The organism is Marichromatium purpuratum 984 (genome assembly GCF_000224005.2).
Taxonomy (GTDB): domain Bacteria; phylum Pseudomonadota; class Gammaproteobacteria; order Chromatiales; family Chromatiaceae; genus Marichromatium; species Marichromatium purpuratum.
Map to the genome: position 1 here is coordinate 1838749 of NZ_CP007031.1, position 25650 is coordinate 1864398.

20 protein-coding genes are annotated in these 25650 nt (G+C 69.4%); 6 read left to right on the plus strand and 14 right to left on the minus strand.

Annotated elements, in window-relative coordinates; all coding sequences use genetic code 11:
- Positions 1 to 78 precede the first annotated feature (78 nt).
- Together MARPU_RS08255 and alaC are read right to left on the minus strand one after the other, a co-directional pair.
- Complete coding sequence (locus MARPU_RS08255; protein WP_005223935.1) at positions 79 to 1395, minus strand: homoserine dehydrogenase; 1317 nt, start codon at positions 1393 to 1395, stop codon at positions 79 to 81.
- 99 nt (positions 1396 to 1494) lie between these two features.
- The gene (gene alaC, locus MARPU_RS08260) at positions 1495 to 2697 is read right to left on the minus strand and encodes an alanine transaminase (protein WP_005223936.1); all 1203 of its coding nucleotides are present in this window, start codon (positions 2695 to 2697) and stop codon (positions 1495 to 1497) included.
- Positions 2698 to 2874: 177 nt separating this feature from the next.
- Between alaC and MARPU_RS08265 the strand changes: the two genes are divergently transcribed.
- Both MARPU_RS08265 and MARPU_RS08270 read left to right on the plus strand, forming a co-directional pair.
- A complete protein-coding gene (locus MARPU_RS08265; RefSeq protein WP_025275211.1) occupies positions 2875 to 4662 on the plus strand; it encodes a putative bifunctional diguanylate cyclase/phosphodiesterase in 1788 nt (595 codons plus the stop codon).
- The gene (locus MARPU_RS08270; protein WP_005223938.1) at positions 4659 to 5528 is read left to right on the plus strand and encodes a DUF6279 family lipoprotein; all 870 of its coding nucleotides are present in this window, start codon (positions 4659 to 4661) and stop codon (positions 5526 to 5528) included. Before MARPU_RS08265 ends, MARPU_RS08270 begins: the two co-directional genes overlap by 4 nt.
- A gap of 9 nt (positions 5529 to 5537) precedes the next feature.
- Here the strand turns inward: MARPU_RS08270 and MARPU_RS08275 are convergent, their stop codons facing one another.
- Together MARPU_RS08275 and mtgA are read right to left on the minus strand one after the other, a co-directional pair.
- A complete protein-coding gene (locus MARPU_RS08275) occupies positions 5538 to 8012 on the minus strand; it encodes a penicillin-binding protein 1A (protein WP_005223939.1) in 2475 nt (824 codons plus the stop codon).
- A 108-nt stretch (positions 8013 to 8120) separates the two neighbouring features.
- Positions 8121 to 8882, minus strand: coding sequence for a monofunctional biosynthetic peptidoglycan transglycosylase (gene mtgA, locus MARPU_RS08280; RefSeq protein ID WP_005223940.1), 762 nt, complete (start codon positions 8880 to 8882; stop codon positions 8121 to 8123).
- Positions 8883 to 9100: 218 nt separating this feature from the next.
- Between mtgA and MARPU_RS08285 the strand changes: the two genes are divergently transcribed.
- Positions 9101 to 9775: a histidine phosphatase family protein gene (locus MARPU_RS08285; protein ID WP_005223941.1), complete on the plus strand. Its 675-nt coding sequence runs from the start codon at positions 9101 to 9103 to the stop codon at positions 9773 to 9775.
- A 6-nt stretch (positions 9776 to 9781) separates the two neighbouring features.
- Here MARPU_RS08285 and MARPU_RS08290 read toward each other — a convergent pair whose 3' ends face one another.
- From MARPU_RS08290 to MARPU_RS08310, 5 genes are all read right to left on the minus strand, one after another.
- Complete coding sequence (locus MARPU_RS08290; protein WP_005223942.1) at positions 9782 to 10600, minus strand: metal ABC transporter permease; 819 nt, start codon at positions 10598 to 10600, stop codon at positions 9782 to 9784.
- The gene (locus MARPU_RS08295; protein WP_005223943.1) at positions 10597 to 11175 is read right to left on the minus strand and encodes an ATP-binding cassette domain-containing protein; all 579 of its coding nucleotides are present in this window, start codon (positions 11173 to 11175) and stop codon (positions 10597 to 10599) included. Before MARPU_RS08295 ends, MARPU_RS08290 begins: the two co-directional genes overlap by 4 nt.
- Entirely contained in the window at positions 11172 to 12071 is a 900-nt protein-coding gene (locus MARPU_RS08300) for a metal ABC transporter substrate-binding protein (protein WP_005223944.1), read from the minus strand. Before MARPU_RS08300 ends, MARPU_RS08295 begins: the two co-directional genes overlap by 4 nt.
- A gap of 17 nt (positions 12072 to 12088) precedes the next feature.
- Complete coding sequence (locus MARPU_RS08305) at positions 12089 to 13594, minus strand: TonB-dependent receptor (protein ID WP_005223945.1); 1506 nt, start codon at positions 13592 to 13594, stop codon at positions 12089 to 12091.
- Between the two features lie 77 nt (positions 13595 to 13671).
- Positions 13672 to 13992 carry a hypothetical protein gene (locus tag MARPU_RS08310; RefSeq protein ID WP_005223946.1) on the minus strand — a complete coding sequence of 107 codons (321 nt, stop codon included), beginning with the start codon at positions 13990 to 13992 and terminating at the stop codon, positions 13672 to 13674.
- A 386-nt stretch (positions 13993 to 14378) separates the two neighbouring features.
- On the opposite strand from MARPU_RS08310, the gene MARPU_RS08315 reads away from it, so the two are divergent.
- Positions 14379 to 15767 carry an MATE family efflux transporter gene (locus MARPU_RS08315; RefSeq protein ID WP_005223947.1) on the plus strand — a complete coding sequence of 463 codons (1389 nt, stop codon included), beginning with the start codon at positions 14379 to 14381 and terminating at the stop codon, positions 15765 to 15767.
- A gap of 410 nt (positions 15768 to 16177) precedes the next feature.
- Positions 16178 to 16852 (plus strand): cysteine hydrolase family protein, encoded by a 675-nt coding sequence (locus MARPU_RS08320; protein ID WP_005223948.1) that lies wholly within the window; start codon positions 16178 to 16180, stop codon positions 16850 to 16852.
- A gap of 424 nt (positions 16853 to 17276) precedes the next feature.
- On the opposite strand, the gene MARPU_RS08325 is transcribed toward MARPU_RS08320, so the two are convergent.
- From MARPU_RS08325 to MARPU_RS16645, 3 genes are all read right to left on the minus strand, one after another.
- Positions 17277 to 17705, minus strand: a complete 429-nt coding sequence (locus MARPU_RS08325) for a DUF1842 domain-containing protein (RefSeq protein ID WP_005223949.1) — start codon at positions 17703 to 17705, stop codon at positions 17277 to 17279.
- A 128-nt stretch (positions 17706 to 17833) separates the two neighbouring features.
- Positions 17834 to 18532, minus strand: coding sequence for a response regulator transcription factor (locus tag MARPU_RS08330; protein ID WP_005223950.1), 699 nt, complete (start codon positions 18530 to 18532; stop codon positions 17834 to 17836).
- 106 nt (positions 18533 to 18638) lie between these two features.
- A complete protein-coding gene (locus MARPU_RS16645) occupies positions 18639 to 19961 on the minus strand; it encodes an alpha/beta hydrolase (protein ID WP_005223951.1) in 1323 nt (440 codons plus the stop codon).
- 147 nt (positions 19962 to 20108) lie between these two features.
- Between MARPU_RS16645 and MARPU_RS08340 the strand changes: the two genes are divergently transcribed.
- Positions 20109 to 20963 carry a damage-control phosphatase ARMT1 family protein gene (locus MARPU_RS08340; protein ID WP_005223952.1) on the plus strand — a complete coding sequence of 285 codons (855 nt, stop codon included), beginning with the start codon at positions 20109 to 20111 and terminating at the stop codon, positions 20961 to 20963.
- Positions 20964 to 20984: 21 nt separating this feature from the next.
- Here the strand turns inward: MARPU_RS08340 and MARPU_RS08345 are convergent, their stop codons facing one another.
- Positions 20985 to 24269: an efflux RND transporter permease subunit gene (locus MARPU_RS08345; protein WP_005223953.1), complete on the minus strand. Its 3285-nt coding sequence runs from the start codon at positions 24267 to 24269 to the stop codon at positions 20985 to 20987.
- 27 nt (positions 24270 to 24296) lie between these two features.
- Positions 24297 to 25601 (minus strand): efflux RND transporter periplasmic adaptor subunit, encoded by a 1305-nt coding sequence (locus MARPU_RS08350; RefSeq protein ID WP_005223954.1) that lies wholly within the window; start codon positions 25599 to 25601, stop codon positions 24297 to 24299.
- Between the last annotated feature and the right edge of the window lie 49 nt (positions 25602 to 25650).

Consider the following 25650-nt stretch of genomic DNA (forward strand, 5'->3'; position numbering starts at 1 on the left):
AGCAAGAGGGACGATCGATGGCGTCTCGTCGCAAACGGATCGGGCGCCAGGGCCGAGCCGACCCTGGCGCGCTCATGCTCAGCCCGAGAGCATTTCCACACGAATGCGGATGATCTCGCCCTGTACCGAGTCGAGCGCCTCGATCTGAGCGAGCGCGGCGTTCATCTGACGCTCGCGCACCCGGTGGGTGAGCATCACCAGCGGCACATGGGTCTCGCCCTCGCCCGGTTCCTGCTGCTTGATCGCCTCGATGCTGATGCCGTGCTCGCCGAGGATGCTGGCAATGCGCGCCATCACCCCAGGCTGATCGAGCGCCGAGAGCCGCAGGTAGTAGGCGGTCTCGACCGCCTCCATCTCGAGTACCGGGGTATCGGCCAGCTCGTCGGGCTGGAAGGCGAGATGCGGCACCCGGTTGCTCGGGTCGGTGGTCAGCGTGCGCACCACATCGACCAGATCGGCGACCACCGCCGAGGCCGTCGGCAGGGCGCCGGCGCCGGCGCCGTAGTAGAGCGTCGGGCCGACCGCATCACCCTTGACCAGCACCGCGTTCATCACCCCGTCGACATTGGCCAGCAGGCGACGCTCGGGGATCAGCGTCGGGTGGACACGCAGCTCGATGCCCTGCTCGCCGCGACGCGCGATCCCCAGGTGCTTGATGCGATAGCCAAGCTCGGCGGCATAGGCGACGTCGAGCGCGCCGATTTTCGAGATCCCCTCGGTGAAGCAGCGCTCGAACTGCAGCGGGATGCCGAAGGCGAGCGAGCCGAGGATGGTGAGCTTGTGCGCCGCGTCGATCCCCTCGACATCGAAAGTCGGATCGGCCTCGGCATAGCCGAGCGCCTGCGCCTCGGCGAGCACGTCGGCGAAGTCGCGACCCTTGTCGCGCATCTCGGAGAGGATGAAGTTGCCGGTGCCGTTGATGATGCCGGCCACCCACTCGATGTGGTTAGCGGCCAGACCCTCGCGCACCGCCTTGATGATCGGGATGCCGCCGGCTACCGCCGCCTCGAAACCGACCGTCACCCCGTGCTCGCGAGCGACGGCGAAAATCTCGTTGCCGTGCAGCGCGATCAGCGCCTTGTTGGCGGTGACCACGTGCTTGCCGTTCTCGATCGCGCGCAGCACCAGCTCGCGGGCCGGCGAATAGCCGCCGATCAGCTCGATGACCACCTCAACCTCGGGGTCCTCGACCACCGCGAAGGCATCGTCGCCGATGCGCCCGATCCGCTCCAGTCCATCGATGGCACCGGCGTCATAGGCACGCGCTGCGGCATGCGCGATCTGGATCTCGCGTCCGGCGCGGCGCGCAATCTCCGCGGCATTGTTGGCCAGCACGCTGACCGTGCCGCCACCGACGGTTCCCAAGCCCAAGAGTCCGATTTTCACCGGTTTCATCATGTTACCTCTTCGTCGCCCGCCCGCCAGGACGGGACGCTGTATCCTGGATGGAATCGGTCCGGACGCGCCCATGATGGACGCGTCACCGTGAACGGCTCAGGCGCCGGCCTGGGCGTCGCGGCGGAACATCTCCTTGATGCCACGAATGGCCTGACGGGTGCGATGCTCGTTCTCGATCAGGCCGAAGCGGACATGGGTGTCGCCGTACTCGCCGAAACCGATCCCGGGCGCGACCGCCACCTTGGCCTCGCGCAGGAGCTTTTTCGAGAACTCCAGCGACCCCATCTCGCGATAGGGTTCGGGGATCGGCGCCCACACGAACATCGTCGCCTTGGGCGGCTCGACCGCCCAGCCGGCAGCGTTGAGACCGCTGCAGAGCACGTCGCGCCGACTCTGATACATGTCGCTGATCTCGCGCACGCACTCCTGCGGCCCCTCGAGCGCGGCGATCGCCGCGACCTGGATCGGGGTGAAGGTCCCGTAGTCGAGATAGGACTTGATCCGCGCCAGCGCGGAGACCAGAGTCGGGTTGCCGCACATGAAGCCGACGCGCCAACCGGGCATGTTGTAGCTCTTGGACATCGAGAAGAACTCGACGGCGATGTCCTTGGCACCGGGCACCTGGAGGATCGAGGGGGCCTTGTAGCCGTCGAAGGCGATGTCGGCATAGGCGATGTCGTGCACCACCCAGATGCCGTGCTCGCGGGCGATCTCGATGACCTTCTCGAAGAACTCGAGATCGACACACTGCCCGGTGGGGTTGCCGGGGAAGTTGAGCACCAGCATCTTGGGCTTGGGCCAGGACTCCTGGATACCGCGCCGCAGCTCCTCGAAGAAGTCCACGTCCGGGGTCAGGCGCACATGGCGCACGTCGGCACCGGCGATGATGAAGCCGTAGGGATGGATCGGATAGGCCGGGTTGGGCACCAGTACCGTATCACCGGCGTCCATGGTCGCCAGCGCGAGGTGGGCGAGGCCCTCCTTGGAGCCGATGGTGACGATGGCCTCGGTCTCGGGATCGAGATGGACGTCGAAGCGATCGCGATACCAGTGACAGATGGCGCGACGCAGCCGCGGGATGCCGCGCGAGACCGAATAACGGTGGGTGTTGCCGCGCGCCGAGACCTCGATCAGCTTGTCGACGATGTGCTGCGGCGTCGGCTGATCGGGGTTGCCCATGCCGAAATCGATGATGTCCTCGCCCCGCGCTCGCGCCGCGGCCTTCAACTCGTTGACGATGTTGAAGACATAGGGCGGCAAGCGCTTGATGCGATGGAAATCTGACTCGGGGGCGACCACGGGGGGACCTCGTTGAAGATGAAGTTGGAAAAAGGTTCAGAGTGTACAGCCAGTGGGGAAAGAAGCAAGCCGAACGGTGCAGCCCCCCTCCGGACACTCGACACATCGACACCACCCGTCCCCTCGGCCGACGGGGACGATGCTGCGCTCGACAGCGCCAGCGCAATCTTCAAGGCCGTGGGGCTCGCCGCCGAGTACTTCGGCTGCGCGAACTGGGGAGAATACGTGCCGCGGATGCTCGAGCACCTGGCGCGGGCGACCCATGCCAGCCGCGCCTATGTCTTCGAGAACCATCTTGGTATCGACGGGATACTCTACACCAGTCAGCGTCACGAGTTCTCGGCTCCCGGCATCGAGAGCCAGATCGGTAACAACCAGCTGCAGAGTTTCCCGATCGAGACCGGCTTCGCCCGCTGGTGTCAGACCCTGCGTGGCGGGGGCGTGGTGCAGGGCTGCGTCGAGACCCTGCCCGAGGGCGAGCGCGAGATCCTCCTGGCCCAGGGGATCAGCTCGCTGGTCGTGGTGCCGGTCTTCGTCGCCAAGCACTGGTGGGGGTTCATCGGTTTCGACGACTGCACCCGCAGGCGTCACTGGAGTGAGGTCGAGATCCAGGCGCTGCGCGCGGCGGCCAATGTCCTCGGCGCCTCGGTCCAGAGCGAGCGGCTGAGCCGGCTCGAGCAGCGGATGTTCCAGATGGCCACCCATGACGAACTCACCGGCCTGCCCAACCGGCGCGCGCTCAACGGTTATCTGCGACTCGAGCAGGCGCGCAGCGATCGCTCGGGCAGCCCCTACTGTCTCGCCCTGTTCGACATCGACCGCTTCAAGCTGATCAACGACATCCATGGTCACTGCGCCGGCGACCACATCCTCAAGCAGGTCGCCCTCGCGCTCAGACGCAGCATCCGTCAGGGCGACTGGGTGGGCCGCTGGGGCGGCGAGGAATTCCTGGTGGTGTTGCCCGCCACCCGGATCGAGCAGGCCTACCAAGGCATCGAACGGATGCGCCAGGCCGTCGAGCGTGCCCGCCCGGAGTTTGCCGAACGCCGCTTCGAGGTGACGGTGAGTGCAGGAGTGGCCGAATGCACCGCTGGCCACGACAGTGTCGACGATGTCCTCGCCCGCGCCGACGCGGGTCTCTACGAGGCCAAGCTACGCGGGCGCAACCGCACCTGTGTCACCAACGCCGAGCAGGCCCACAATCTCTCCACCGCAGCCCTGGTGCAACGGGCCATTCGCGACGGCCAGCTCCACCCGGCCTATCAGAGCATCGTCGATCTCGCCAGTCGCACCCAGGTCGCCGAAGAAGCGCTCGCCCGCATCGTCGTCGGCACCGAGCAGGTGCTCTGCGCCCAGGAGTTCGTCGAGATCGCCGACCGGCTCAACCTGCTCCACCGTATCGACGACATCCTCGGACGCCGCGCCATCGCCCGCTGCGCCGTCGAGGGCGATCAGCGTCCCGCCATCAAGCGCTTCATCAACCTCTCCGGCGACCTGTTGCGCCGCCCCGAGCGGGTCGCCGCACTCGCCCAGCACGCCGCGGCACTGTGCCCGCGGCTCGGCCCCGGGCGACGCACCCGCGCGCTGGTCCTGCAGATCACCGAGCGCGAGCCGCTCGGCCATGCCCATCAGCTCAGGACCACCCTCGCGCCCTTTCTCGACCAGGGCTTCCGGCTCGCCATCGACGACTTCGGCGGCGGCTATTCCTCGCTCGGCTATCTCGCCGAGCTGCCGATCTCCTTCATCAAGATCGACCGTGAACTGATCGCGCAGGTCCGCACCAGACCCAAGTCGCGCGCCCTGGTGGCCAGCATCCAGTACACCGCCGACTCGCTCGGCATCACCACCATCGCCGAATGCGTCGAGGACGAACCCACCGCCCAGGTCCTCGGCGAACTCGGCGTGCACTGGGCACAGGGATATCTGTTCGCGGCGCCGACGCTCGAACTGGAGCAGGCCGGATGAGTCGTCACCTCGGGGTCGTGGTGCTGGTCGCACTCGGTCTGCTCGGCGGCGGCTGCAGCCGGGTCTCGCTGGTCTACGACAATGCCCCCTTCCTCACCGCCGTCTATGTCGATCACCGCATCGACCTCGCGCCGCAACAGCTGCGCCGCTGGACGGACAGACTCGAACAGGTCCAGACGCGTCACCGCCGCGAGGCGCTGCCCCGGCTCACCGCCCTGCTCGACGGATTGATCCTGACGAGCGAGCGCGGTTTCGCCCGTGAGGATCTCGCCTGCCTGATGGCCGCCGCTGAACCGATCTACCGCCAGCACGCCGAACTCTTCGTCGACGCCACCGCACCGCTGCTCGCCACCCTCACCCCGGCGCAGCGCCAGCGGCTCGAACGACTGTGGCGCGAGCGCGACGCCGAGCGCGCCGCACCCGCCGACCCCGAACGCGAACGGCGCAAGCGCGCCCGGCGCTATATCCGCAATCTCAGCGACTGGACCGGACCGCTCAGCGCGAGCCAGCAGCAGCTGGTGCGCGAGCTGACCGCGGCGATGCCGCGCAGCCAGCCCGCGCTCGACGCCTATCGCGCCGACCAGCGTACCCGGCTGATGACGCTGCTCGACGAGGGCGCCGGGGAGGCACGGATCGCCGCCTTCCTCCATGGCTGGCTGGTCGAGTTCGACGCCATGCCGGCGGCGCTGCGCCGCGACGGCGAGCGCCTGACCGAACAGCTCGTCACCCTCGCCGCCCGGTTCGGCGCCAGCCTCGATGCCACCCAGCGCACGCGGCTGCTTGAGCGTCTCGGCGAGCTGCGCGAGACCCTGCAACGACTGCAACGCGAACAGCGCGCGATCGTCCCCCTGCCCTGCGCCGGCTGAGCCGACGCCTCAGAACAGCTCGTCGAGCACCCGCGGCGAGCTGTCCTCGACCACGGGCGCGGGCGCCGCGCGGATCGGATCCGGGCCGAGCAGCATCAGGCGATACTCCTCGCGCACCAGCTCGGCGATGCTGCCCGGCCCCCGTGACTCGACCCCGCGCGCCGGATCGATCCGCACCCGCACCATCCCCGACGGCGGCTTCAGCGTCGCCACCGGACGCTCGGCGAGCGCCTGGCGCATGAATTCGACCCACATCCCCAGGGCCGCCACGCCGCCGTACTCGCCGCGACCGAGCTCGGAGAAGTCGTCGAAGCCCATCCAGGCGATGGTGACGAAGTCGGCCTGATAGCCGGCGAACCAGGAGTCGCGCAGGTCGTTGGTGGTGCCGGTCTTGCCGACCACGTCGGCACGCCCGAGGGCGCGGGCGCGCCGCCCGGTGCCGACCTCAATGACGTCGCGCAACATCGAGGTCATCTGATAGGCGATGCGCGGGTCGATCACCCGCTCGGCCGCGCCGCCGGTGGCGGCGAGCGCCCGGGTGCGGGTCTCGCCGCCACCACGCCGGTACCAGCAGTCGTCGCAGGCGCGCGGCGGCGCGGCGACGAAGACCTCCCGACCCTCGCCGTCCTCGATCCGAGTGATGAAGTGCGGGCGCACGTGGTAGCCGCCATTGGCGAATACCGCATAGCCCTCGGCCAGACTCACCGGAGAGAGCTCCACGGTGCCGAGCGCCAGCGACAATCCGACGGGGTTGTCGATCAGGGCGAAGCCGAAGCGTTCGAGATAGCGCTTGGCGTCCTCCAACCCGACGCTCTGCAGCAGATTGATGGTGGCGAGGTTGCGCGAGCGCGCCAGCGCCGGACGCAACCGGATCGGACCGAGCGCGCGACGATCGGCGTTCTGCGGGTTCCAGCGCGAGCCGCGCGGCAGCTCCACCGGACCGTCACGCACCAGGCTCGCCGGGGTCCAGCCCTCGGCGAGCGCGGCGGCATAGATGAAGGGCTTGAAGCTCGAACCGGGCTGACGACGCATGTCGAGCGCGCGGTTGAACTTGCTCGCGGCGAAGTCGTAGCCCCCGACCAGCGCCAGCACCGCGCCGTCGCGCGGATCGATCGAGACCAGCGCACCGGCGACCGCCGGCAGCTGATCGAGCCGCCAGTCGCCGTCCTCACCACGCGAGAGTCGCACCAGATCGCCGACGGCGAGCACGTCGCCGACACGTCGAGGACGGCGCCCGCGCCGGTTCTCGTCGATCAGGGGCCGCGCCCAGGCGACCGCCCCGAGATCGAGCCGCGCGCGCTCCCCCCGCCCGAGATAGAGCTCGGCCGCGCGCGCCGAGACCGCGGTGACCAGCGCCGCGCGCAACCCACCGAACGGCGGGTGAGCGGCGAGCAGCGCATCGAGCGCCGACTCGGAGCGCCCGGCAAGCTCGATGCGCACCTCGGCGCCGCGATAGCCGTGACGCCGGTCGTAGTCGTGCAGCGCCTCGCGCACCGCACCCTGCGCGGCGCGCTGCAACCGGGTGTCGATGGTGGTGAAGACCCGATAACCGTGCCCGAGCGCGGTCTCGCCGTAGTGCTCGATGATCTCCTGGCGCGCCATCTCGGCGACGTGTCCGGCCTCCAGGTCGGGCAGGCGGCGATGCAACCGCGCCCGGTCGGGCGTGCGGATCGCCTGCTCGTAGCGCGGCGTGTCGATATAGCCGAGTGCGTGCATCCGCCCGAGCACATGGTTGCGCCGCTCGAGCGCCCGCGCCGGGTCGGTCACCGGGTTGTTGCTCGAGGGCGCCTGGGGGATGCCGGCGAGCATCGCCACCTCGGGCAGGGTCAGCGCGTCGAGCGGCTTGTCGTAGTAGAGCGCCGCGGCCGCCGAGATGCCGTAGGCGCGATGGCCGAAGAAGATCTTGTTGAGATAGAGCTCGAGGATCTGCTGCTTGGTCAGGGTGCGCTCGACGCGCAGGGTCAGCAACACCTCGGCGAGCTTGCGCGCGAAGGTCTTCTCCGGCGAGAGGAAGAAGTTGCGGGTGAGCTGCATGCTGATGGTGCTACCGCCCTGCGACTTCTCGCCGGTCAGGGCATAGCTCAGCGAGGCGCGCGCCAGCCCCACCAGGTCGACGCCACGGTGCTGGAAGAAACGGCTGTCCTCGGTGGCGAGCACCGCCTGCACCACCAGCGCCGGGACATCGCGATAGCGCACCGGGCGGCGGCGCTGCACGCCGAACTCGCCGATCAGCGCGCCATCGGCACTGTAGACCCGCAACGGCTCCTGGAGCTGGACGTCGCGCAGCTGCTCGACGTCGGGCAGCTCGGGCAGGGTGAAGTGGACGAAGGCCGCAGCACCGAGCAGCCCCAGCAGCATGAGCTGCAACCCGGTGCCGAGCAGCGCGCTCGACAGGCGCAGCAGCCAGCGCCCCGGCGCGAGACGCCGCGGCGCGGACGAAGGTGGCTGTTCCGGGGCGGGCTGCTGATCGGCTGCGTGTTCCAAGGGCGACTCCAGGGCGCGCGCACCGGGCACGCCTCATCCCGATACCCCATCAGCGCGGCACCGGCGGCGACATCCTGCGCGATCGCGTCCCGCCCCGCAAGGCCGCGCTCAGCGCAGCCGCTCGAGATAGGCGATACCGCCGAGCTGGCGCATCTGGGCGAGGATCCAGCCCACACGCCGCTCCCGTCGCTCACTGGGGCGATCGAGCCGATAGCCGCGTGGATCGGGCAGCACCGCCGCGAGCCGGGCGGCGCGTGACCGCCCGAGGTTGGCCGCGGAACGGTCGAAGTAGCGACGGCTGGCGGCCTCGGCGCCATAGACCTCGGGACCGAACTGGGCGATGTTGAGATAGACCTCGAGGATGCGTCGCTTCGGCCACAGCGTCTCGATCAGCACCGTGAACCAGGCCTCGACGCCCTTGCGCAGATAGTCCCGGCCCGACCACAGGAACAGGTTCTTGGCCGTCTGCTGGGTGAGGGTGCTCGCGCCCCGGCTGGGGCCGCCCTCGCCGAGGTCGGCCAGCACCTGACGCAGCTCGACCAGGTCGAAGCCGTAGTGCTCGGGAAAGCGCTGGTCCTCGGCGGCGATCACCGCCAGCGCCAGCTCCGGGTCGATATCGTCGAGATCGACCCAGCGATACGCCAGTCGCGGCGCGCGGCCCTCGGTCCACAGTCCGGAGAGCCGCTGTCCGAGCATGAACGCCGAACTCGGCGGATCGAGCCAGCGCAGCGTGCCGACCATCACCACCGAGAGCGCCGCCAGCACCAGCGCCGTCAGCACCAGCAGCCGCAACGGCCCCGACTTGCCACGCCGCGTCTTCCCGTGAGTCCCCCCCTTGCTCGTACGCCTGCGCGTCTTCCGTACGCTCATGACCGGGCCAAGACCTCCATCATCGCGAAAACCGCCGTTCGTCACCGGCGCATCCCCCACGGAACCCGCCACCGCTCCGGCCATCCATTCTGACACAGCCCAAGGCTCCCGCGTGTCACGCCAGCAAGCCTCTCGCGCCCGCTCCGCCTGGACATCGACCACGAGCGCCCCGACCATGGGGACATAAGGGACAATCGGGAGCCAACGAGGAGAACAAGATGCCGACCCGAATCTATCTGGTGCGCCACGGCGCCACCGAACTCACCGCCGAGGACCGCTTTGCCGGCTCCACCGACGTGCCGCTCTCCGAGCAGGGACGCACCCAGGTCCGTGCGCTCGCCGCGCGACTGCGTTGCGACAGCCTCGATGCGGTCTTCGCCAGCCCGATGGGGCGCACCATGGAGACGGCGCGGATCATCGCCGAGTCACACGGTCTCGAACCCACCCCCGAGCCCGGGCTGCGCGAGATCGACTACGGTCACTGGGAGGGCCTGACCCGCGAGCAGGTCGCCGCCGACTTCGCCGAGGAGTACAGCGCCTGGCAGGAGGATCCGCTGACCAGCGCGCCCAAGGGTGGCGAGTCGGGGATCGACGTGCTCGCCCGCGCCCTGCCGGTGATGCGCCGCATCGTCCACGACCACCACGACCGCTCGGTGCTGGTGGTCGCCCACAAGGGCACCAACCGGCTACTGGTCAGCAGTCTGCTCGGCTTCGACGCGCGCGGCTATCGCGACCGGCTCGACCAGAGCCCGGCGGGGCTGACCATCCTCGACTTCGCCAGCGAGGTGCGCGCCCGGCTGCGGCTGTTCAACGACATCTCCCACTACGAGGGGCTGCCGGCGCGGGAACTCGAACAACGGCTCTCGCACTGGTGGAGCGATCCCTGCCACTGAGTCCGTTCAGCGCCAGCCCGTCAGCAATCGCCACCCCGCCTGGAGCGCGCTCGCGCCCCAGGCCAGCAACACCAGCACCGCCACCAGCACCGGGCCGAAGGGCTGATCGAGCGCCAGCGCCAGCACGAAGGCGCCGAGATAACCGGCGACGGCGAAAATCCCCGCTACCACCCAGGTCGCACGCCAGCCGTGCGCCACCCGGAAGGCCACCCAGGCCGGCACGAACACCAGCGCGAAGGCCCCCATCAATCCCAGCGTGGCGGTGCCCACCGCCATGCCGAGCGCGGCGACGAGATCCATCCCCAGGTGGGTGCGCCAGGCCGCGCGGCCATTGGCGCGGTCGAGCCGGGGCAGCAGACGCGCGCGCAACAGCGGCCAGGCCAGCCGGGGCAACGCCCACAGTAGCGCGAGCGCCAGCGCCAGTGCCGCGATCAGCTCGGGCCAGCGGGCGAAGTAGAGCTGACCGTCGATCAGCGCCTGCCCCAGCCCCTCGCCCACCGCGCTATTGGCCGCGATCAGCAGCAGCAACGCCCAGCCGATCAGGATCATGAAGCCATAGACACCGTTGCCACGGCGCCCCAGCGCTCCCTTGACCAGTCCACCGCCGAGCGCGCCGAGCCCGGCACCGGCGAGCCCCGGCGCGCCGAGCGCGAGCCCGCCGAGGGCGCCGGCGGCCGCCAGATGCGCCAGCCCCAGCGCCGCCAGCCACTCGTCGCGGAGCATTAACAACACCCCGATCGGCGCGAGCGCGAGGCTCGCCGCCAGCCCGGTGAGCAGCGGCACCCGGAACAGCGGGTCGACGAGCAGTGCGAGTCCCTCGTTCATGACCGCTCTCCGGCCTCGAGCGTCAGCACCCGGGTGCTCACCGCGTCGAGAAAGGCGCGCTCGTGACTGACCAGCAACACCGCTCGGTCCGCGCGCGCCGTCTCCAGCAGCACGCGCAGCGAACGCTCGGCGCCGGGATCGAGGTTGTTGGTCGGCTCGTCGAGCAGCACCAGATCGACCTCGGCGCCAAGCGCGCACCACACGCAGAGCAGCTGGTACTGACCGCCGCTGAGCCGATCGAGTCGCTGGCCGAGCAGCGCGACCAAGGGCGCCGGTGCACGGCGCGGGTCGAGCCCGGCGGCACGCAGCAGGTCGGCGCCGGTCATTGGCATGGGGTCAAGACGCACCGGGCGCTGCTCCTGATAGCTCAGGCGCAACCCGGGCGCGCGCCGGATCGTCCCGGCGAACACCCGCGCGGCGCGGGCGATGGCGTTGAGCAGGGTCGACTTGCCGCTGCCGTTGCCGCCCCACAGCCCCAGCACCTCGCCACGCCCCAGGGCGAACGAGAGCGGACCGACCACGGGCGCGCGATGGCCCGCGACCAGTCCGTCGAGCCGCAACAGCGACTCGCTCATCGCCGCGCCGCCCCGGCGAGCACCTCGACCCAGCGGTCGATGTGCGCCAGATAGGCCGCGCCGTCGGCCTCTCGCGCCGGCTCCAGCGCCAGCACCGCCACCGGCCAGTCGAGCGCGGCGGCGAGCCGTTCGGCCGGGCGTGCCGGCTGATACGGCGCGTGGATCACCACCCCGGCCTGGCCCCGCAGCCGCTCGGTAAGCGCGTTCAGCTGACGACCGCTCGGCGGCACCCCGGGCACCGGCTCGATGGTGCCGAGCAGCGGCACGCCAAAGCGATCGAGCAGATAGACGCCGTCGCGGTGGTGGAGCACCGCGCCCGGCGCGCCGTCGAGCCGCGCCGACCACGCCGGCAGGCGCCGCTCGACGGCGGCGGCAAAGCGCGCGGCGCCGGCGCGATAGTCGGGGCCACCGGCCGGGTCGAGGGCGGCCATGCGCTCGGCCAGCGCCCGCGCCACCGTCGCCATGCGCAGCGGATCGAGGTTGAGGTGCGGATTGCCGAGCGGGTGGACGTCACCGAGCGCGCGATCGGCCGGAGTGCCGACATCGAGCAGCGCGACTTGGGCGGCGGCCTCGAAATAGCCCGGGGTCTCGGGGCGGATCGCCGGGTTGGCGGCGCTGGCGATCGCCAGCGGCAACCAGCCGATCTCCAGCTCAGCACCGACCGCCACCACCAGATCGGCACGGCGCAGCGCGCCGATCATGCTCGGGCGCGCCTGCAACCGGTGCAGGTCGCGCTCGGGCCCGGAGAGCACCGTCAGTGCGGTGTCCGTGCCGCCGACCGCGCGCACCAGCGCGCCCATGCTCGGGCTGGTGGCCACCACCTCGAGCGCCTGCGCCGGTAGCGCGACCAGGGCCGCGAGCAGCACGCCCGCGCGGATCATCAGGGATCTGTTCATGGCGTTCCTCCGGGGCACTAGAAGGCGTGGGCGCCGTGGCTGCCCATGCTCATCAGGAACTGCAGATAGAAGGCGTCGAAGCGCTCGCGCGTATCCTCGGCTACCAGGATGTCGTTGCGGGCGTACTGCGCGCGCAACTGGGAGAACTCCGTCAGCCCCCAGGTCAGCCCCAGGGTCCAGCGCTCGGAGCTGCCGTAGTCGGCATCGGCGTCGCCACCGACGCTGTTGGTCAGGCCGAGCACGTCATAGCGCAGCCCCAGGGTCCAGCGCGGCGCGATCCCATAGGTGAGCTGGGCGTAGAGCCCGTCGGTGGTGAAGGTGCGCCGCTCGCCGAGCTGCTCGGGATGGGCGCTGGCGATGATGTCGAGGTCCTTGATCGAGCGCAGATACTCGCTCTGCAGCCGCAGGTCGCCCTTGCCGCCGTAGCCAGGCGCGTCATAGGCGTAGACCAGATCGACACCCCAGAGATCGGCGTCGCCGTCGAGCGCGGTCTGGTGCACCTCGGCGTCGTGGTCATGACCATGGGTATGGGCGTGCAGCTCCTGCTGACGGTCGCCATGGGCGAAGGAGACACCGAACTGCAGCGCGTGCTGGTCGCCGAGGTCGGGGGCGATCTTGGCGAAGGCGGTCCACAGCCGCGGGCCGTCGCCGGCCTCGTCGAGCCCGAGCGATTCCAGGGTCTCGTCGCCGAAGGTGGCGCCGAAGCGCTCCTGATCGCCCTGCAGCGCCTCGACCCCGACCAGGGTGTAGACCGGCAGCGCCGGCAGCCAGGTCAGCTGCACCCCGGTGTCCTGCAGACCGTGCACCCCGAGCAGGTTGAGATAGGGCAGGTTCTGGTCGACGAAGGCCCACTGGTGCGGGTGCTGGGCGTTGGCGTAGCCGAAGCCGCTGAGGAAGCGTCCGGCCTTGACCCGCAGCCCGTGCGGCAGCGCGCGGGTCTGCAGATAGGCCTCCTCGAGTTCGACGTTGCCGTCGCTGTCGACGGCCATGTGCATGGCGGCGTCGAAATAGGGGTCGATGGTCGCGGTGAAGCTCAGCTCCGCCTCGCGCATATTGAAGCCGTTGTCGAAGGTGCCGTGGCTGTGACCGGCGTGGTCGTGATCGTGATGGTCGCCGCCGGAGGGCTGGAAGGCCTGGCCGACCAGGCCCGAGCCCTCGCCATCGAGGTCGTCGTGATAGTAGTTGCCGTCGAGGATCACCGAGATCTGCGGATTGAAGGCATTGGCCGCGCTCAGCGCGCCACGCGTCGGCGCGGGTGTCGGCGCCTGGTGCACCACGGGCGCGCGCATCGGACGCGACTCGGTGCCACTGGGGGCGGCGGTCGCCCGTGGCGGCGTCCGCGACTCGGCCTCGGCGAGACGGCGTTCGAGCGACTGGATACGGGTCTCGTACTGACCTTTCATCGCCTCGATCATCGCGCGCAGCTCGGCGATCTCGGCATCATCGGTCGTGGCTGTGGCACACAGCGGCAGCAGCAGCGCGAGCGCGCCCGCTCCGCCACGCACCAGGTTCGGTGTGGACATGGCTTCGGTTCCTGATCATTGGGTGGAGCACAAGGACGCCAACGGTCACCAGCGGGTGATCGAAAACGTCACAGCGATCAACAGCGAACCGAACCGGGGGGCGCGCGAGCGCGCTGAGGCAGGAAGGAGCGCGCATCCGGCCAAACAAGCGGCGCCGAGCACAGCCGTCCGGCCTCGCACAGGCGGACCTGATACAGCGACAGCGGCGAGGCCCCGAGCGGCGAGCCGATCCCGACGCCCCCCAGACAGATCAGACAGGGGCCATCGTGATCGTGGACCAGGTGCTCGAGCTGATGCGCCGCCAGCGCCGTCTGCGCCCACAACAACACGACACCGAGCAGCAACGCAGCCAATGGGCCACGCGCACGACGGGGGTGTGGATGGATCGGAGACGGCATGGAAGAGGCGTTGAGAAATCGCAAGACAGAGCGCGGGACGTTATAGCATTACACTCGCCGCGTGCAAGTCAGTGCGGAGACTCAAACCGACAAGAGATTGAACCGCAAAGGACGCGACCAGCCTCCAGCAAGCAGCCTCCAGTGTCGATTTGCGGTCGACCGCGACGCGACGAGACAACCCTGCCCCCTCACTGGTGGCTGGCAGCTGGAAGCCTTTCTTCATCTTCGCGCACTTTGCGGCTTTGCGGTTCAATCCTGCTGGTCGCTGGTCGCTGGTCGCTGGTCGCTGGTCGCTGGTCGCTGGTCGCCAGCAAATACACGTTTCGCAGCGATTGACAACCTCCAGGCAAAGAGAAGATAATTAACTGTTTTTCAAGACGGTTTTCATGTCTTCCCAGCGCACCACCGCCCGACGTGTCCGCGTCGAGTTCCTCGCCTTGATCGCCCTGGCCTGGCCGATCCTCATCACCCAGCTCTCGCACACCGCGATGGGCTTCGTCGACACCCTGATGGCCGGTCGGGTCGGGGCGCGCGATCTCGCCGCGGTGGCGCTCGGCAACTCGGTGTGGATCCCGGTCTTCCTGCTGATGAACGGGGTGCTGATGGCCACCACCCCCAAGGTCGCCCACCTCGTCGGCGCCGGACGACTGGGCGCGACCGGGCCGCTGGTGCGTCAGGCGCTGTGGCTGGCGTTCGCGCTCGGAGCACTCGCCGCCGCGGTGCTGGCCTCGGCGCAACCTCTGCTGGAGGTGATGCGGATCGACCCCGAGCTGATCGCCCCGACCATGGGCTATCTGCAGGCGGTCGCGTTCGGCTTCCCGGCGGCGGCGCTGTTTCAGGTGCTGCGCAGCTTCTGCGACGGGCTGGGACAGCCGCGTCCCTACATGGTCCTCGGACTGCTCGGGCTGCTGCTCAACATCCCGGCCAACCATGTCTTCATCCACGGTGGCTGGTTCGGGCTACCAGCGCTCGGTGGTGTCGGCTGCGGCTGGGCCACGGCGCTGGTGATGTGGTTCATGCTCGCCGGTTTGGCGCTCTGGATCGCGCTCGCGCCGCGCTATCATCGCTACGCCCCCTTCGCCCGGATCGAGCGCCCCGACCTCGCCACCCTCGGCGCACTGCTCGCGCTCGGTGTACCGATCGGCATCGCGGTATTCGCCGAGGCCAGCATCTTCGCCGTCATCGCCCTGCTCATCGGCGGTCTCGGACCGGTGGTGGTGGCCGGACACCAGGTCGCGCTCAACTTTTCCACCCTGATCTTCATGGTGCCCCTGTCGCTGTCGATGGCGACCACGGTACGAGTCGGTCAGGCGCTCGGACGCGGCTCGATCCGGGAGGCGCGCTTCAGCACCCGGGTCGCACTGGGCACGGCGTTGACCCTGGCCTGCTGCTCAGCCGTGCTGATCCTGCTCGGACGTGACTGGGTCGCGCGGCTCTACACCCCGGACCCGGCGGTGATCGCCGTGGCCACCCAGCTGATCGTCTATGCCGCGCTCTACCAGCTCTCCGACGCCGTCCAGGTGACCGCCGCCGGCGCCCTGCGCGGCTACCAGAACACCCGCACGCCGATGATCATCACCCTGATCGCCTACTGGGCCATCGGCCTGCCGATCGGCTACAGCCTCGCGCTCACCGATCTGTTCGGCCCGGCACGCGGACCGGCCGGTCTGTGGCTGGGACTGCTCGCCGGCCTGACCGCCGCGGCGGTGATGCTCGGCATCACCCTGGTCGCCACCGCACGACGACGACAGCAGTTAGTCCCGGCCCTGCAGTAGCCGACAGCCGCCGGGAGATTGAACCGCAAAGACCCAAAGGACGCGAAGAAAGCGACCAGCCTCCAGTGTCGGTGTGTGGTCAACCGCGACGAGACAACACTGCCCCTCACTGGAGGCTGGCGGCTGGAAGCCTTTCTTCACCTTCGCGCTCTTGGCGGCTTAGCGGTTCAATCCCGCTGGTCGCTGGCCCCCCTTCTCGCCCATGCTTGTCCTGGATCACTGGTGAGTGTGATCTTTCTGGACTACGCTTAGAGATTAGCCTCTGGTGGACAGGATTCGACCAGTCCGTCTCGGCCGCTTTTATCTCAACGACCTAGCGCAACTCGTCACAACTTATCCACAGAACGAACCACAGGTTCTGGGGACAAGCCGCATGGCACCCCGCCCGCGCATCCAAGGAGGTCCCGCGCATGACCTGGAAGACGCGACACCGCTCCTTCTACTACGCCAAGGCGCCCGCACCGGAACTCCCGCCGCTCTCCCCCGAGGAGACCGCGCTGCTCTGCATCGACGTGCAGAACTACGGCATGGTGCTCGCCGACGACCCCGAAGAACGCGCCCGCTGGGCCCCCTTCCAGCAACGTATGCGCGAGACCTTGATCCCCAACCTCCGCGCCCTCCAGCAACGCTTCCGCGCCGCCGGAATCGACGTCATCCACGCCCGCATCGCCTGTCTACTCGAAGACGGTCGCGACCGCTCGCTGAGCCAGAAGCTGCCGGGCTGGAACAATCTGCTGATGCCGCTCGACACCGCGGCCTCGCAGATCGTCCCGGAGCTGGCTCCGGAGCCGGGCGAGATCGTCGTCACCAAGACCACCGACAGCGCCCTCACCGGGACCAACCTGCGTCTGGTGCTCAACAACATGGGCATCCGCAACGTCATCGTCACCGGCATCTACACCGACCAGTGCGTCTCCTCGACGGTGCGCAGCCTCGCCGACGAGAGCTTCCACGTCATCCTTCTCGAGGACTGTTGCGCCGCCGGCAGCGACAGCCTGCACCAGCACGAGCTGGAGATCCTCAACATGATCTATTGCCAGGTGATGCGCAGCGATGAGCTGCTCGAGGAGATGGGGCTCGGCTGAACCGCCAGCCGGTAGGATGGGCAAAGCGCAGCGTGCCCATCGGCCGAACCGCCAGCCGCCAGCCGCCAGCCGCCAGCCGCCAGCCGCCAGTGAAGAGGCTGACTTGTTTCGTTTCGTCTCGTCGCGTTGCGGTCGACCGCACACCGATACTGGAGGCTGGATGCTGATCGCTGGAAGCTGACTCGAACCGCAAAGGACGCGAAGGGATAAAGCGGTAAGCATCCAGTCGTCAGCTACCAGCGGGACGTCTTCTCTCGCCATCGCGGCAGTATGCACGCCACTGTCGCCAAATCATGACGTTGGCCCTCCCCACTGGAGGCTGTCAGCTGGCCGCTGGAGGCTGAAAAATGAGCGATCAGCTTCCAGCGGTCAGCCACGCTTCTCCACCGGAGGCTGTCGGCTGGCCGCTGGAGGCTGATCCAGATCAGTTACACACCATCGCCTTCTGTTCGACCATGTCGCCGTCGTTGAAGCTGTACTTGAAGGTGCCGGGCGAGCCCCAGTTGGTCGCCACCAGCATGCCGTCCAGCCCCTCGCCGGAGAAGTCGAAGCGGATCGAGCAGGCGCTCATGGTGCACATGTAGTACCAGGGGCCGCTGATCTCGGTCTCCATCGGCTCGAAGCCCTGCACCGAACCCCAGGTCACCTTGCCCATCCCCATCGCCTTGTGCTCGGGCTGGGAGTCGACCACCACCTGAATGGTCAGCTCCGGCGCGCCGGTCATCCCCGATGGAATGTCGCTGGCGTAGCAGGCGCGAAAGGCGTTCACCCCCTTCTCCATGTCCTCGGCGAGCGCCGCCCCCGAGGTGGCACAGACCAGGGCCATCACTGCCACTGCGCTGAAGGTCTTCATCCCGGTTTCTCCATTGTGGTTGTCGTGAGCGCCGGGACGATCCCGGACGCCGGCTGCACGTTGACAGGCCGGCCAGCGTCGTTCAACCCACGGGAACCGTCCCTGTCTGACCGGTTCTGACCAAGGCCTCAGGTCCGCATCAGCGGGGTGGCGAAGGCATAGCCGACACCGTGCTGGGTGAGGATGGGGCTCGGCCCCGGATGATGGCCGGCGATCTTGCGTCGGGTACGGCGAACCAGAGTCTCGAGCGCGCGCTCAGCACTCTCGTCGCGCCGCGCATAGAGCCGATCGAGCAGCTCGCAACGCCGCACTGCGGCACCCGACCCGGGCGAGAGCAGGTCGAGCAGCTGACACTCGCGTGGACTGAGTTCCAGGGTGCCGGCGCCGGGGATGTCCAACGCCCGTCGATGCACCTGCAAGCGCCAGCCGACGAGACGCTGCGCGGCATCGCGGAGCTGGACATGGCGTCGCGCCAGGTTGGAGACGGCGGCGGCCAACTCCTGTGGGTCGACCGGCGTCTGCAGGAACAGATCGGCTCCGGCCTGATAGCAGCCGACCCGGATCTCGACCTCACCACGCGCGCCGATGGCAACGATGGCACTCGCGGTCTGCCGTCTGGCGTAATCGATCAGCACCTGTCCCGGCTGATCCGGCAGCGTGAGATCGACGACCACCACGGCGAAGTTCTGCTCGCTGAGTTGACGATAGAAGGACAGTCCGTCGGGCGCGGTTGCGACCGTACAGCCGGCGTCCCCGAGGGCCTTGGCGAGGGAGGTCCGCAGCTCGGCGTCCCCCTCGACCAGGATCACGCAAGTCGGCTCAGTCATCTCGCTCCTCCCTGTGTTCGATCCGTCCCGGGTACTGATACAGCTCACGGAGACTGATTGGTGATGAGGTGATCATTCATGGGGCCAGTCCTTTGATCCTCAAGCACTATCTGACCAATGACCAGACCCCGGCGCCAGCCCCGTCGAGTGGACGCAGACGCTGTCGCGCCGCCGGCGCGCTGTCGTGGCGCATCAGCTCGAAGAGATCGTGCAGCAACGCCTCGGCCTGGGCGAAATAACCGTGGCCGAGCAGGTCGAGGTCGAAGTCGGGCACGGCCACCGTATCCACCCCGGGCACCACCGTATAGGGCTCGAAATAGCCCGCACGCGGCGCGCCGTGGAGTCTGGAGGAGAGGTGCACCGCGCGATCGGCGGCGGAGGCATAGAGCGTGGTGCGCTCGCTGTGACGCGGATAGAGTCTGGCGAGATCGAGGAAGAGGTCACGATCGACGTCGGGCGCGGCGAGAAACACCTGTGCGAAGCGCACCCCCGCCTCCCCGGCCCCTGCCGCGATCCGCTGCAACGCCCGCAACAGACCACGATTGCCCATGCTGTGCGCGACTAGGTGCACCCGGTCGGTACCGCAGTCGCGGGCGAACGCGACGAGGAAGTCGGCGATCAGTCGCTCGCTCGCCTCGATCGCCGCCTCGTCGGCGGGATAGGCCGCGAGAGTCCCCTGCGAGGGCCAGCTGAAGAAGGCGGTGGCCGGCACCTTGAGGTCATAGCCGATCTGCGCGGCGCGGATCGCCGCCTCCTCGAAGCTGGTGTTGTAGCCGTGCAGATAGACCATTGCCTGGGCCTGCTCGCCGGCCTCGCGCGCCGCCGCCACGGTCGCCGCGACCTCGGCGAGGCAGGCCGCGGGCGTGCGCGACTCGACGGCGCGCAGCCGCAGCCGGTCGTCGCGCAGGTCGAGACGCAGCAAACGGGTCCAGAAACCACTGCCGGTCTCGCCGAAGCGATGCGCCTCGGGGACCTGGACCAGCGCCCGACCATAGTGGACCTGGGTGTCGCGCTCGCCGCCATAGCCCCCCGCCCCGTCCGGGCGGCGGTTGGTGCCGAACCACACCGGATAGACCTCGCCGGTAGCCGGGGCGGCTGTGGTCATGGACCACGCCGGGATGCCAGCGCGCTGGGGTGCCTGCCCCCTGTCGACGACGAAGTGTCTGTCGTCGGTCGCAAGCGGCCACGACGACGCGCCGAGATCACCCGCCAGACGCACGATGATGGGCGACTGGCGATCGAGACCGGCCAGCAGCGCGCCGACCTGGCGTTCGGCCTCGTCGAGCCACGCCGACTCGGCCACCAGCCGCTGACGGATCTCGAGCGCCAGGGCCTGCGCCCGCGCACGATCGCCCCGACCGACGGCATCGGTCAGGGCCGCGAGCAATTCGCTGAGCGAGGGTTCGAGGGACGAGGGTTCCTGGTTCATGACGACCTCCTGATGCTGCCGATCCGCTGCGACACACCCCTGCACCAAGAAGCATAGTCGGGCAGCGCGCGGCGACAGTCGTCAAGGCGCCGCGTCGCCACCCCGTGCTAGGGTCGCTGCTCCCTGCCAGCAACCGACGAAACCGCCATGCACACCCATCTCGACTGTTATCCCTGCTTCCTGCGCCAGGCGCTGAGCGCGGCGCGGCGCGCCGGCGCCGATCAGGCGCTGCAGCACGCGATCCTGGTCGAGAGCATGGCCGAGTTGCAGAAGCTGCCGCTCAACACCACGCCGCCACGGATGGCCGAGACCATCCACCGTCTGGTGCGCACCCGCACCGGCGCCGTCGATCCCTATCTCGCGGCCAAGCAGGAGGCGACGCGCCGCGCCCTCGACCTCTACCCACGGCTGGTCGCCGCCATCGCCGCCTCGGCCGATCCGCTGGAGACGGCGGTGCGCGGCGCGATCGCGGGCAACATCATCGACTTCGGGGTGTTCGAGCACTACGACCTCGAGGCCACCCTCGATCGGGTGCTGCGCCAGCCCTTCGCCATCGACGACCTGGCGGTGCTGCGCGCAGCGCTCGCACGCGTCGACCGGGTGCTCTATCTCGGCGACAACGCCGGCGAGACGGTGTTCGACCGCGCCCTGATCGAGCAGCTCGACCAGCCGGTGACCTATGTCTGCAAGGGCGGCCCGGCGATCAACGACGCCACCCTGGAGGACGCACGCGACGCCGGGCTCGACGGCTGCGCCAGCCTCGTCGACAACGGCTCGGACGCCGTCGGCACCCTGCTCGATCGCTGCTCGGCCGCGTTCGGCGCGCGCTTCGCCGCCGCGCCGCTGATCATCGCCAAGGGGCAGGCCAACTACGAGAGCCTGAGCGAGGTCGAGGCGCCCATCGTCTTCCTGCTCCAGGCCAAGTGCGGGGTGATCGCCGACGACATCGGGGTGCCGACCGGCGGATTGATCGTCAAGGCCGCGCCCGGGCTCGCGCGCTAGGCGCCCCGGACGCGGCCCCGCTCAGCGCAGCCCGCGCCGGTACCAGAGGGCGTAGGCCGTCGGCAGCAACAGCAGGCTGAGCAGCGGCGCGGTGATCATGCCGCCGACCATGGGCGCGGCGATGCGGCGCATCACCTCCGAGCCGACCCCGGCGCCGAGCATGATCGGCAGCAACCCGGCGAAGATGGTCGCCACCGTCATCGCCTTGGGACGGATGCGCAGCACTGCGCCCTCGATCAGCCCGGCGTGGAGCGCCGCGCGGTCATCGAGCCGTCCCTCGGCGCGGCGGCGCGCGAGCGCCGCGTCGAGATAGACCAGCATCACCACGCCGAACTCCGCCGCCACCCCGGCCAGGGCGATGAAGCCCACCGCGACTGCCACCGAGAGGTTGTAGTCGAGCAGATAGATCAGCCACAGCCCGCCGACCAGCGCCAGCGGCAGCGAGCCGAGCACCAGCAGTGCTCGCCCGAGCGAGCCGAAGGCGAGATAGAGCAGCACCAGGATGATCGCCAGGGTCAGCGGCAGCACCTGCGCCAGCCGCGCCTGGGCGCGCTCCATCGACTCGTACTGGCCCGACCAGTCGAGCGCGTAGCCCGGCGGCAGCGCCAGCGCCTCCTGCACCCGCGCCCGCGCCTCGGCGACATAGCCGCCGAGATCACGACCGCGGATGTCGACGAAGGTCCAGCCGGTGAGCCGCGCGTTCTCGCTCTTGAGCAGCGGCGGTCCGTCGACGATCACCACCTCGGCGACCTGCCCGAGCGCGACCTGCGCCCCGCTCGGGGTGACGATCGGAAGCTCCCGCAGCGCCTCGAGATCGGCGCGCCGATCGCGCGGGAAACGCAGATTGACCGGATAGCGCTCCAGCCCCTCGACGGTGCGGGTGACCTCGATGCCGCCGATCCCGGCGGCCACCACCTGGTTGATGTCGTCGATGTTCAGCCCGACGCGCGCGGCGGCCAGACGGTCGGGGCGGATCTCGACATAGCGCCCCCCGGCGACACGCTCGGAATAGGCCGAGACCGTGCCCTCGATCCCCATCAGGATCGGCTCCAGCGCCTGGCCCAGCCGCTCGATCTCGGCCAGATCCGGCCCCGAGATCTTCACCCCGATCGGGGTCTTGATGCCGGTGGCGAGCATGTCGATGCGGGTCTTGATCGGCATCACCCAGGCGTTGGTCACGCCGGGCACCTGGACGCGTTCGTCAAGTTCGTCGATCAGCCGCGCGAGCGTCATCCCCTCGCGCCACGCCTCGCGCGGCTTGAGATGGATGAAGGTCTCGATCATGGTCAGCGGCGCCGGGTCGGTGGCGGTCTCGGCGCGCCCGACCTTGCCGAACACCCGCTCGACCTCGGGCACCGAGGCGATCAGCCGGTCGGTGAGCTGCAACAGCTCGCGCGCCTTGCCAATCGAGATCCCGGGCAGCGTGGTCGGCATGTACATCAGATCGCCCTCGTCGAGCTCGGGCATGAACTCCGAGCCCAGCCCGCGATCCCAACCGCCGATCACCGGCAGCGCGCCGAGGTGCGCGCGCCAACCCTCGGCGAGCGCCTGCTGCCACTGCCCCACCCGGGCCTCGGCGCGTTCGGCGAGCGGGGTCTCGACTACCGCCGAGACGAGCTGGAAGGGCCACTTGAGCGGCGCAAGCAGCACGCCCACCCCGCCGAGCGGGATCAGGCTGCTGTAGAGCAGCATCCCGGCGGCCACCAGCGTCGAGCGCGGGCGGCGCAGCACCGCGCCGAGCACGGGCCGGTAGCCGGCGATCAGCACGCGGTTGAGCGGATTGGCCTGCTCGCGCGGGATGCGGCCACGCACCAGATAGCCCATCAGCACCGGCACCAGGGTGACGGCGAGCCCCGCCGCGGCGGCCATCGCATAGGTCTTGGTATAGGCCAGGGGCGCGAACAGCCGTCCCTCCTGCGCCTCGAGCGCGAACACCGGCAGGAAGCTCAGGGTGATGATCAACAGCGAGAAGAACAGCGCCGGTCCGACCTCGGTGGCCGCCTCGCCGATCACCCGCCAGTGAGCGGCGCGATCGATGCCGGGGCCGGCGCGTTCGAGGTGCTTGTGGGCGTTCTCCACCATCACGATGGCGGCATCGACCATGGCACCGATGGCGATGGCGATACCGCCGAGCGACATGATGTTGGCGTTGATCCCCTGTGCGTTCATCACCAGGAAGGCGGCCAGCACCCCCAGCGGCAGGCTGACGATGGCCACCAGCGCCGAGCGCAGGTGGACGAGAAAGAGCACGCAGACCAGGGCGACGACGACGAACTCCTCGACGAGCTTGTCGCCGAGGTTGTCGACGGCGGCGCGGATCAGCCGCGAGCGGTCGTAGGTCTCGACGATCTCCACGCCCTCGGGGAGCCCGGCGGCGAGCGCATCGAGTCGCGCCTCGACGGCGGCGATGGTGGCCAGCGCGTTCTCGCCCGAGCGCATCACCACGATCCCCCCGGTAACCTCGCCCTCGCCGTCGAGATCGGCCACCGCGCGGCGCATCTGCGGCCCGATCCGCACCCGCGCCAGGTCACGCAGCAGGATCGGGGTGCCGCCCTCGGTGGCGCCCAGCGGGATGGTCTCGATGTCCTCGACCCCGCGCAAATAGCCGCGGGTGCGGAGCATGTACTCGGCCTCGGCCAGCTCCAGCACCGAGCCGCCAACCTCGGCATTGGCCGCGCGCAGCGCCTCGGCCACCCGCGCCAGCGGGATGCCGTAGGCACGCAACCGATCGGGATCGACCACTACCTGGTACTGGCGCACCATGCCGCCGACCGTGGCCACCTCGGCCACCCCCGGCACCGCCTGCAGCTCGAACTTGAGGAACCAGTCCTGGAGGCTGCGCAGCTCGGCGATGTCGTGCCGACCGCTGCGATCGACCAGGGCATAGCTGTAGATCCAGCCGACCCCGGAGGCATCCGGCCCGAGCCGGGGCTGGACGCCCTCGGGGAGGCTCGCGGCGGCCTGGTTGAGATACTCGAGCACCCGCGAGCGCGCCCAGTAGAGATCGGTGCCGTCCTCGAACAGCACATAGACATAGCTGTCGCCGAAGAAGCTGTAACCGCGCACCACCTTGGCGCCGGGGACGGCCAGCATGGTGGTGGTGAGCGGATAGGTGACTTGTTCCTCGACCACCCGCGGCGACTGGCCGGGGAAGCTGGTGCGCACGATCACCTGCACGTCGGAGAGATCGGGGATGGCATCGAGCGGCGTGGTGCGCAGCGCCTGCGCGCCCCAGACGGCGAGCGCCAGCGCGCCGAGCAGTACCAGCATCCGCTGACGGATCGACCAGAGGATCACGGCCTTCATCGCGACACCTCCGGGCGGTGACGGGGATCAGTGACCGGCATGATCGTGCCCTCCCGGCGTCTGGCCCGAGAGCCGGTCGAGTCCGGCGCGCAGGCTCGATTCGGAGTCGAGCAGGAACTGCCCCGAGGTCACCACGCGATCGCCCGCGTCGAGCCCGGAGAGGATCTCGACCTCGCCCTCGCGCCGCATCCCCACGACCACCTCGACCGGGGCGAAGCGCCCGTCGTCGAGTGCGCGCACCACCCGGGTGGCGGTGCCGGTCTCGATCAGCGCCTCGGCGGGGATCTTCAGCACATCGCGCCTGGGACCGCCGTAGATCACCACCTCGGCGAACATGTTGGGGCGCAGCAGACCCTCGGGGTTGTCGAACACCAGTCGCACCCGCAGGGTGCGCGTCTGCGGATCGAGCGCCGGGTAGAGATAGTCGACCTCGCCCTCCCAACTGCGTCCGGGATAGGCCGGGACCCGGATCTCGGCGCCCTGGCCGGGGGCAATCCAGTCGATCTGGTGCTCGAAGACATCGGCCAGCACCCACACCCGACTGAGGTCGGCGATGGTGTACATGGCATCGGCGGCGGTGACGTACATCCCCTCGCGCGCCTTCATCTCGGTGACCACGCCGTCGATCGGCGCCAGCACCGGCACCGTCTGGCGGGTCTCGCCGCTGCGCTCGATGGCGCGGATGTCGGCCTCGGGGACGTCGAGCAGACGGAGGATGTTGCGTGCCTGATCGACCCGCACCCGGGCCACGCCCTCGGGCTGGGGCGCGAGTGCGAGCAGGAAATCGACCTGGGCCGAAAGGATCTCCGGGGCATAGAGTTCGGCGAGTTCCTGCCCGGCGCCGACCGGCTCGCCGAGGGCGCGCACGCTCAACCCCTCGATCCAGCCCGGCGCACGCGGGTGGAGATGCGCCAGTCGGGTCTCGTCATAAGTGATCCGCCCCGGAGTGCGCACGTACTTCCACAGGGTGCCGCGCTCGACCTCGGCGGTGCGCACCCCGAGCGTCTGCGCCAGCCCCGGAGCAAGCCGCACCTCGGGGCCGCGCCCGGCCAGGGGGTCGAGCGCCTTCTCCACCAGATCCATACCGCAGATCGGGCAGGTGCCGGGGGCCTCGCGCACGATCTGCGGGTGCATCGGGCAGACATAGCGGGTTTCGAGCGACCGCACCGCGTGCGCCGCCTCGGCGCCGTGTTCATGTTCGTGCTCGGGCTCCGTCGCGGGCGGCGTGGCGGAGGGGGCGTCGCCGCAACCGGCGAGCGCCAGCACTAGCAGCGACGGTAGGAGGTGGCGCGCCAGCGCGCCGCCTCCGGGGGATGGGTGACGTTGAGACATGGGTCATACCTCGGGGGACACGCACCAGGCGTGCCCCGCAGACACTGAA

What these genes read in the sequence shown, in the direction of transcription:
- MARPU_RS08255 (WP_005223935.1), bottom strand. Translation starts at nt 1,395, where the DNA reads ATGAAACCGGTGAAAATCGGACTCTTGGGCTTGGGAACCGTCGGTGGC.
- MARPU_RS08270 (WP_005223938.1), top strand. Translation starts at nt 4,659, where the DNA reads ATGAGTCGTCACCTCGGGGTCGTGGTGCTGGTCGCACTCGGTCTGCTC.
- mtgA (WP_005223940.1), bottom strand. Translation starts at nt 8,882, where the DNA reads ATGAGCGTACGGAAGACGCGCAGGCGTACGAGCAAGGGGGGGACTCAC.
- MARPU_RS08285 (WP_005223941.1), top strand. Translation starts at nt 9,101, where the DNA reads ATGCCGACCCGAATCTATCTGGTGCGCCACGGCGCCACCGAACTCACC.
- MARPU_RS08290 (WP_005223942.1), bottom strand. Translation starts at nt 10,600, where the DNA reads ATGAACGAGGGACTCGCACTGCTCGTCGACCCGCTGTTCCGGGTGCCG.
- MARPU_RS08295 (WP_005223943.1), bottom strand. Translation starts at nt 11,175, where the DNA reads ATGAGCGAGTCGCTGTTGCGGCTCGACGGACTGGTCGCGGGCCATCGC.
- MARPU_RS08300 (WP_005223944.1), bottom strand. Translation starts at nt 12,071, where the DNA reads ATGAACAGATCCCTGATGATCCGCGCGGGCGTGCTGCTCGCGGCCCTG.
- MARPU_RS08305 (WP_005223945.1), bottom strand. Translation starts at nt 13,594, where the DNA reads ATGTCCACACCGAACCTGGTGCGTGGCGGAGCGGGCGCGCTCGCGCTG.
- MARPU_RS08310 (WP_005223946.1), bottom strand. Translation starts at nt 13,992, where the DNA reads ATGCCGTCTCCGATCCATCCACACCCCCGTCGTGCGCGTGGCCCATTG.
- MARPU_RS08315 (WP_005223947.1), top strand. Translation starts at nt 14,379, where the DNA reads ATGTCTTCCCAGCGCACCACCGCCCGACGTGTCCGCGTCGAGTTCCTC.
- MARPU_RS08320 (WP_005223948.1), top strand. Translation starts at nt 16,178, where the DNA reads ATGACCTGGAAGACGCGACACCGCTCCTTCTACTACGCCAAGGCGCCC.
- MARPU_RS08325 (WP_005223949.1), bottom strand. Translation starts at nt 17,705, where the DNA reads ATGAAGACCTTCAGCGCAGTGGCAGTGATGGCCCTGGTCTGTGCCACC.
- MARPU_RS08330 (WP_005223950.1), bottom strand. Translation starts at nt 18,532, where the DNA reads ATGACTGAGCCGACTTGCGTGATCCTGGTCGAGGGGGACGCCGAGCTG.
- MARPU_RS16645 (WP_005223951.1), bottom strand. Translation starts at nt 19,961, where the DNA reads ATGAACCAGGAACCCTCGTCCCTCGAACCCTCGCTCAGCGAATTGCTC.
- MARPU_RS08340 (WP_005223952.1), top strand. Translation starts at nt 20,109, where the DNA reads ATGCACACCCATCTCGACTGTTATCCCTGCTTCCTGCGCCAGGCGCTG.
- MARPU_RS08345 (WP_005223953.1), bottom strand. Translation starts at nt 24,269, where the DNA reads ATGAAGGCCGTGATCCTCTGGTCGATCCGTCAGCGGATGCTGGTACTG.
- MARPU_RS08350 (WP_005223954.1), bottom strand. Translation starts at nt 25,601, where the DNA reads ATGTCTCAACGTCACCCATCCCCCGGAGGCGGCGCGCTGGCGCGCCAC.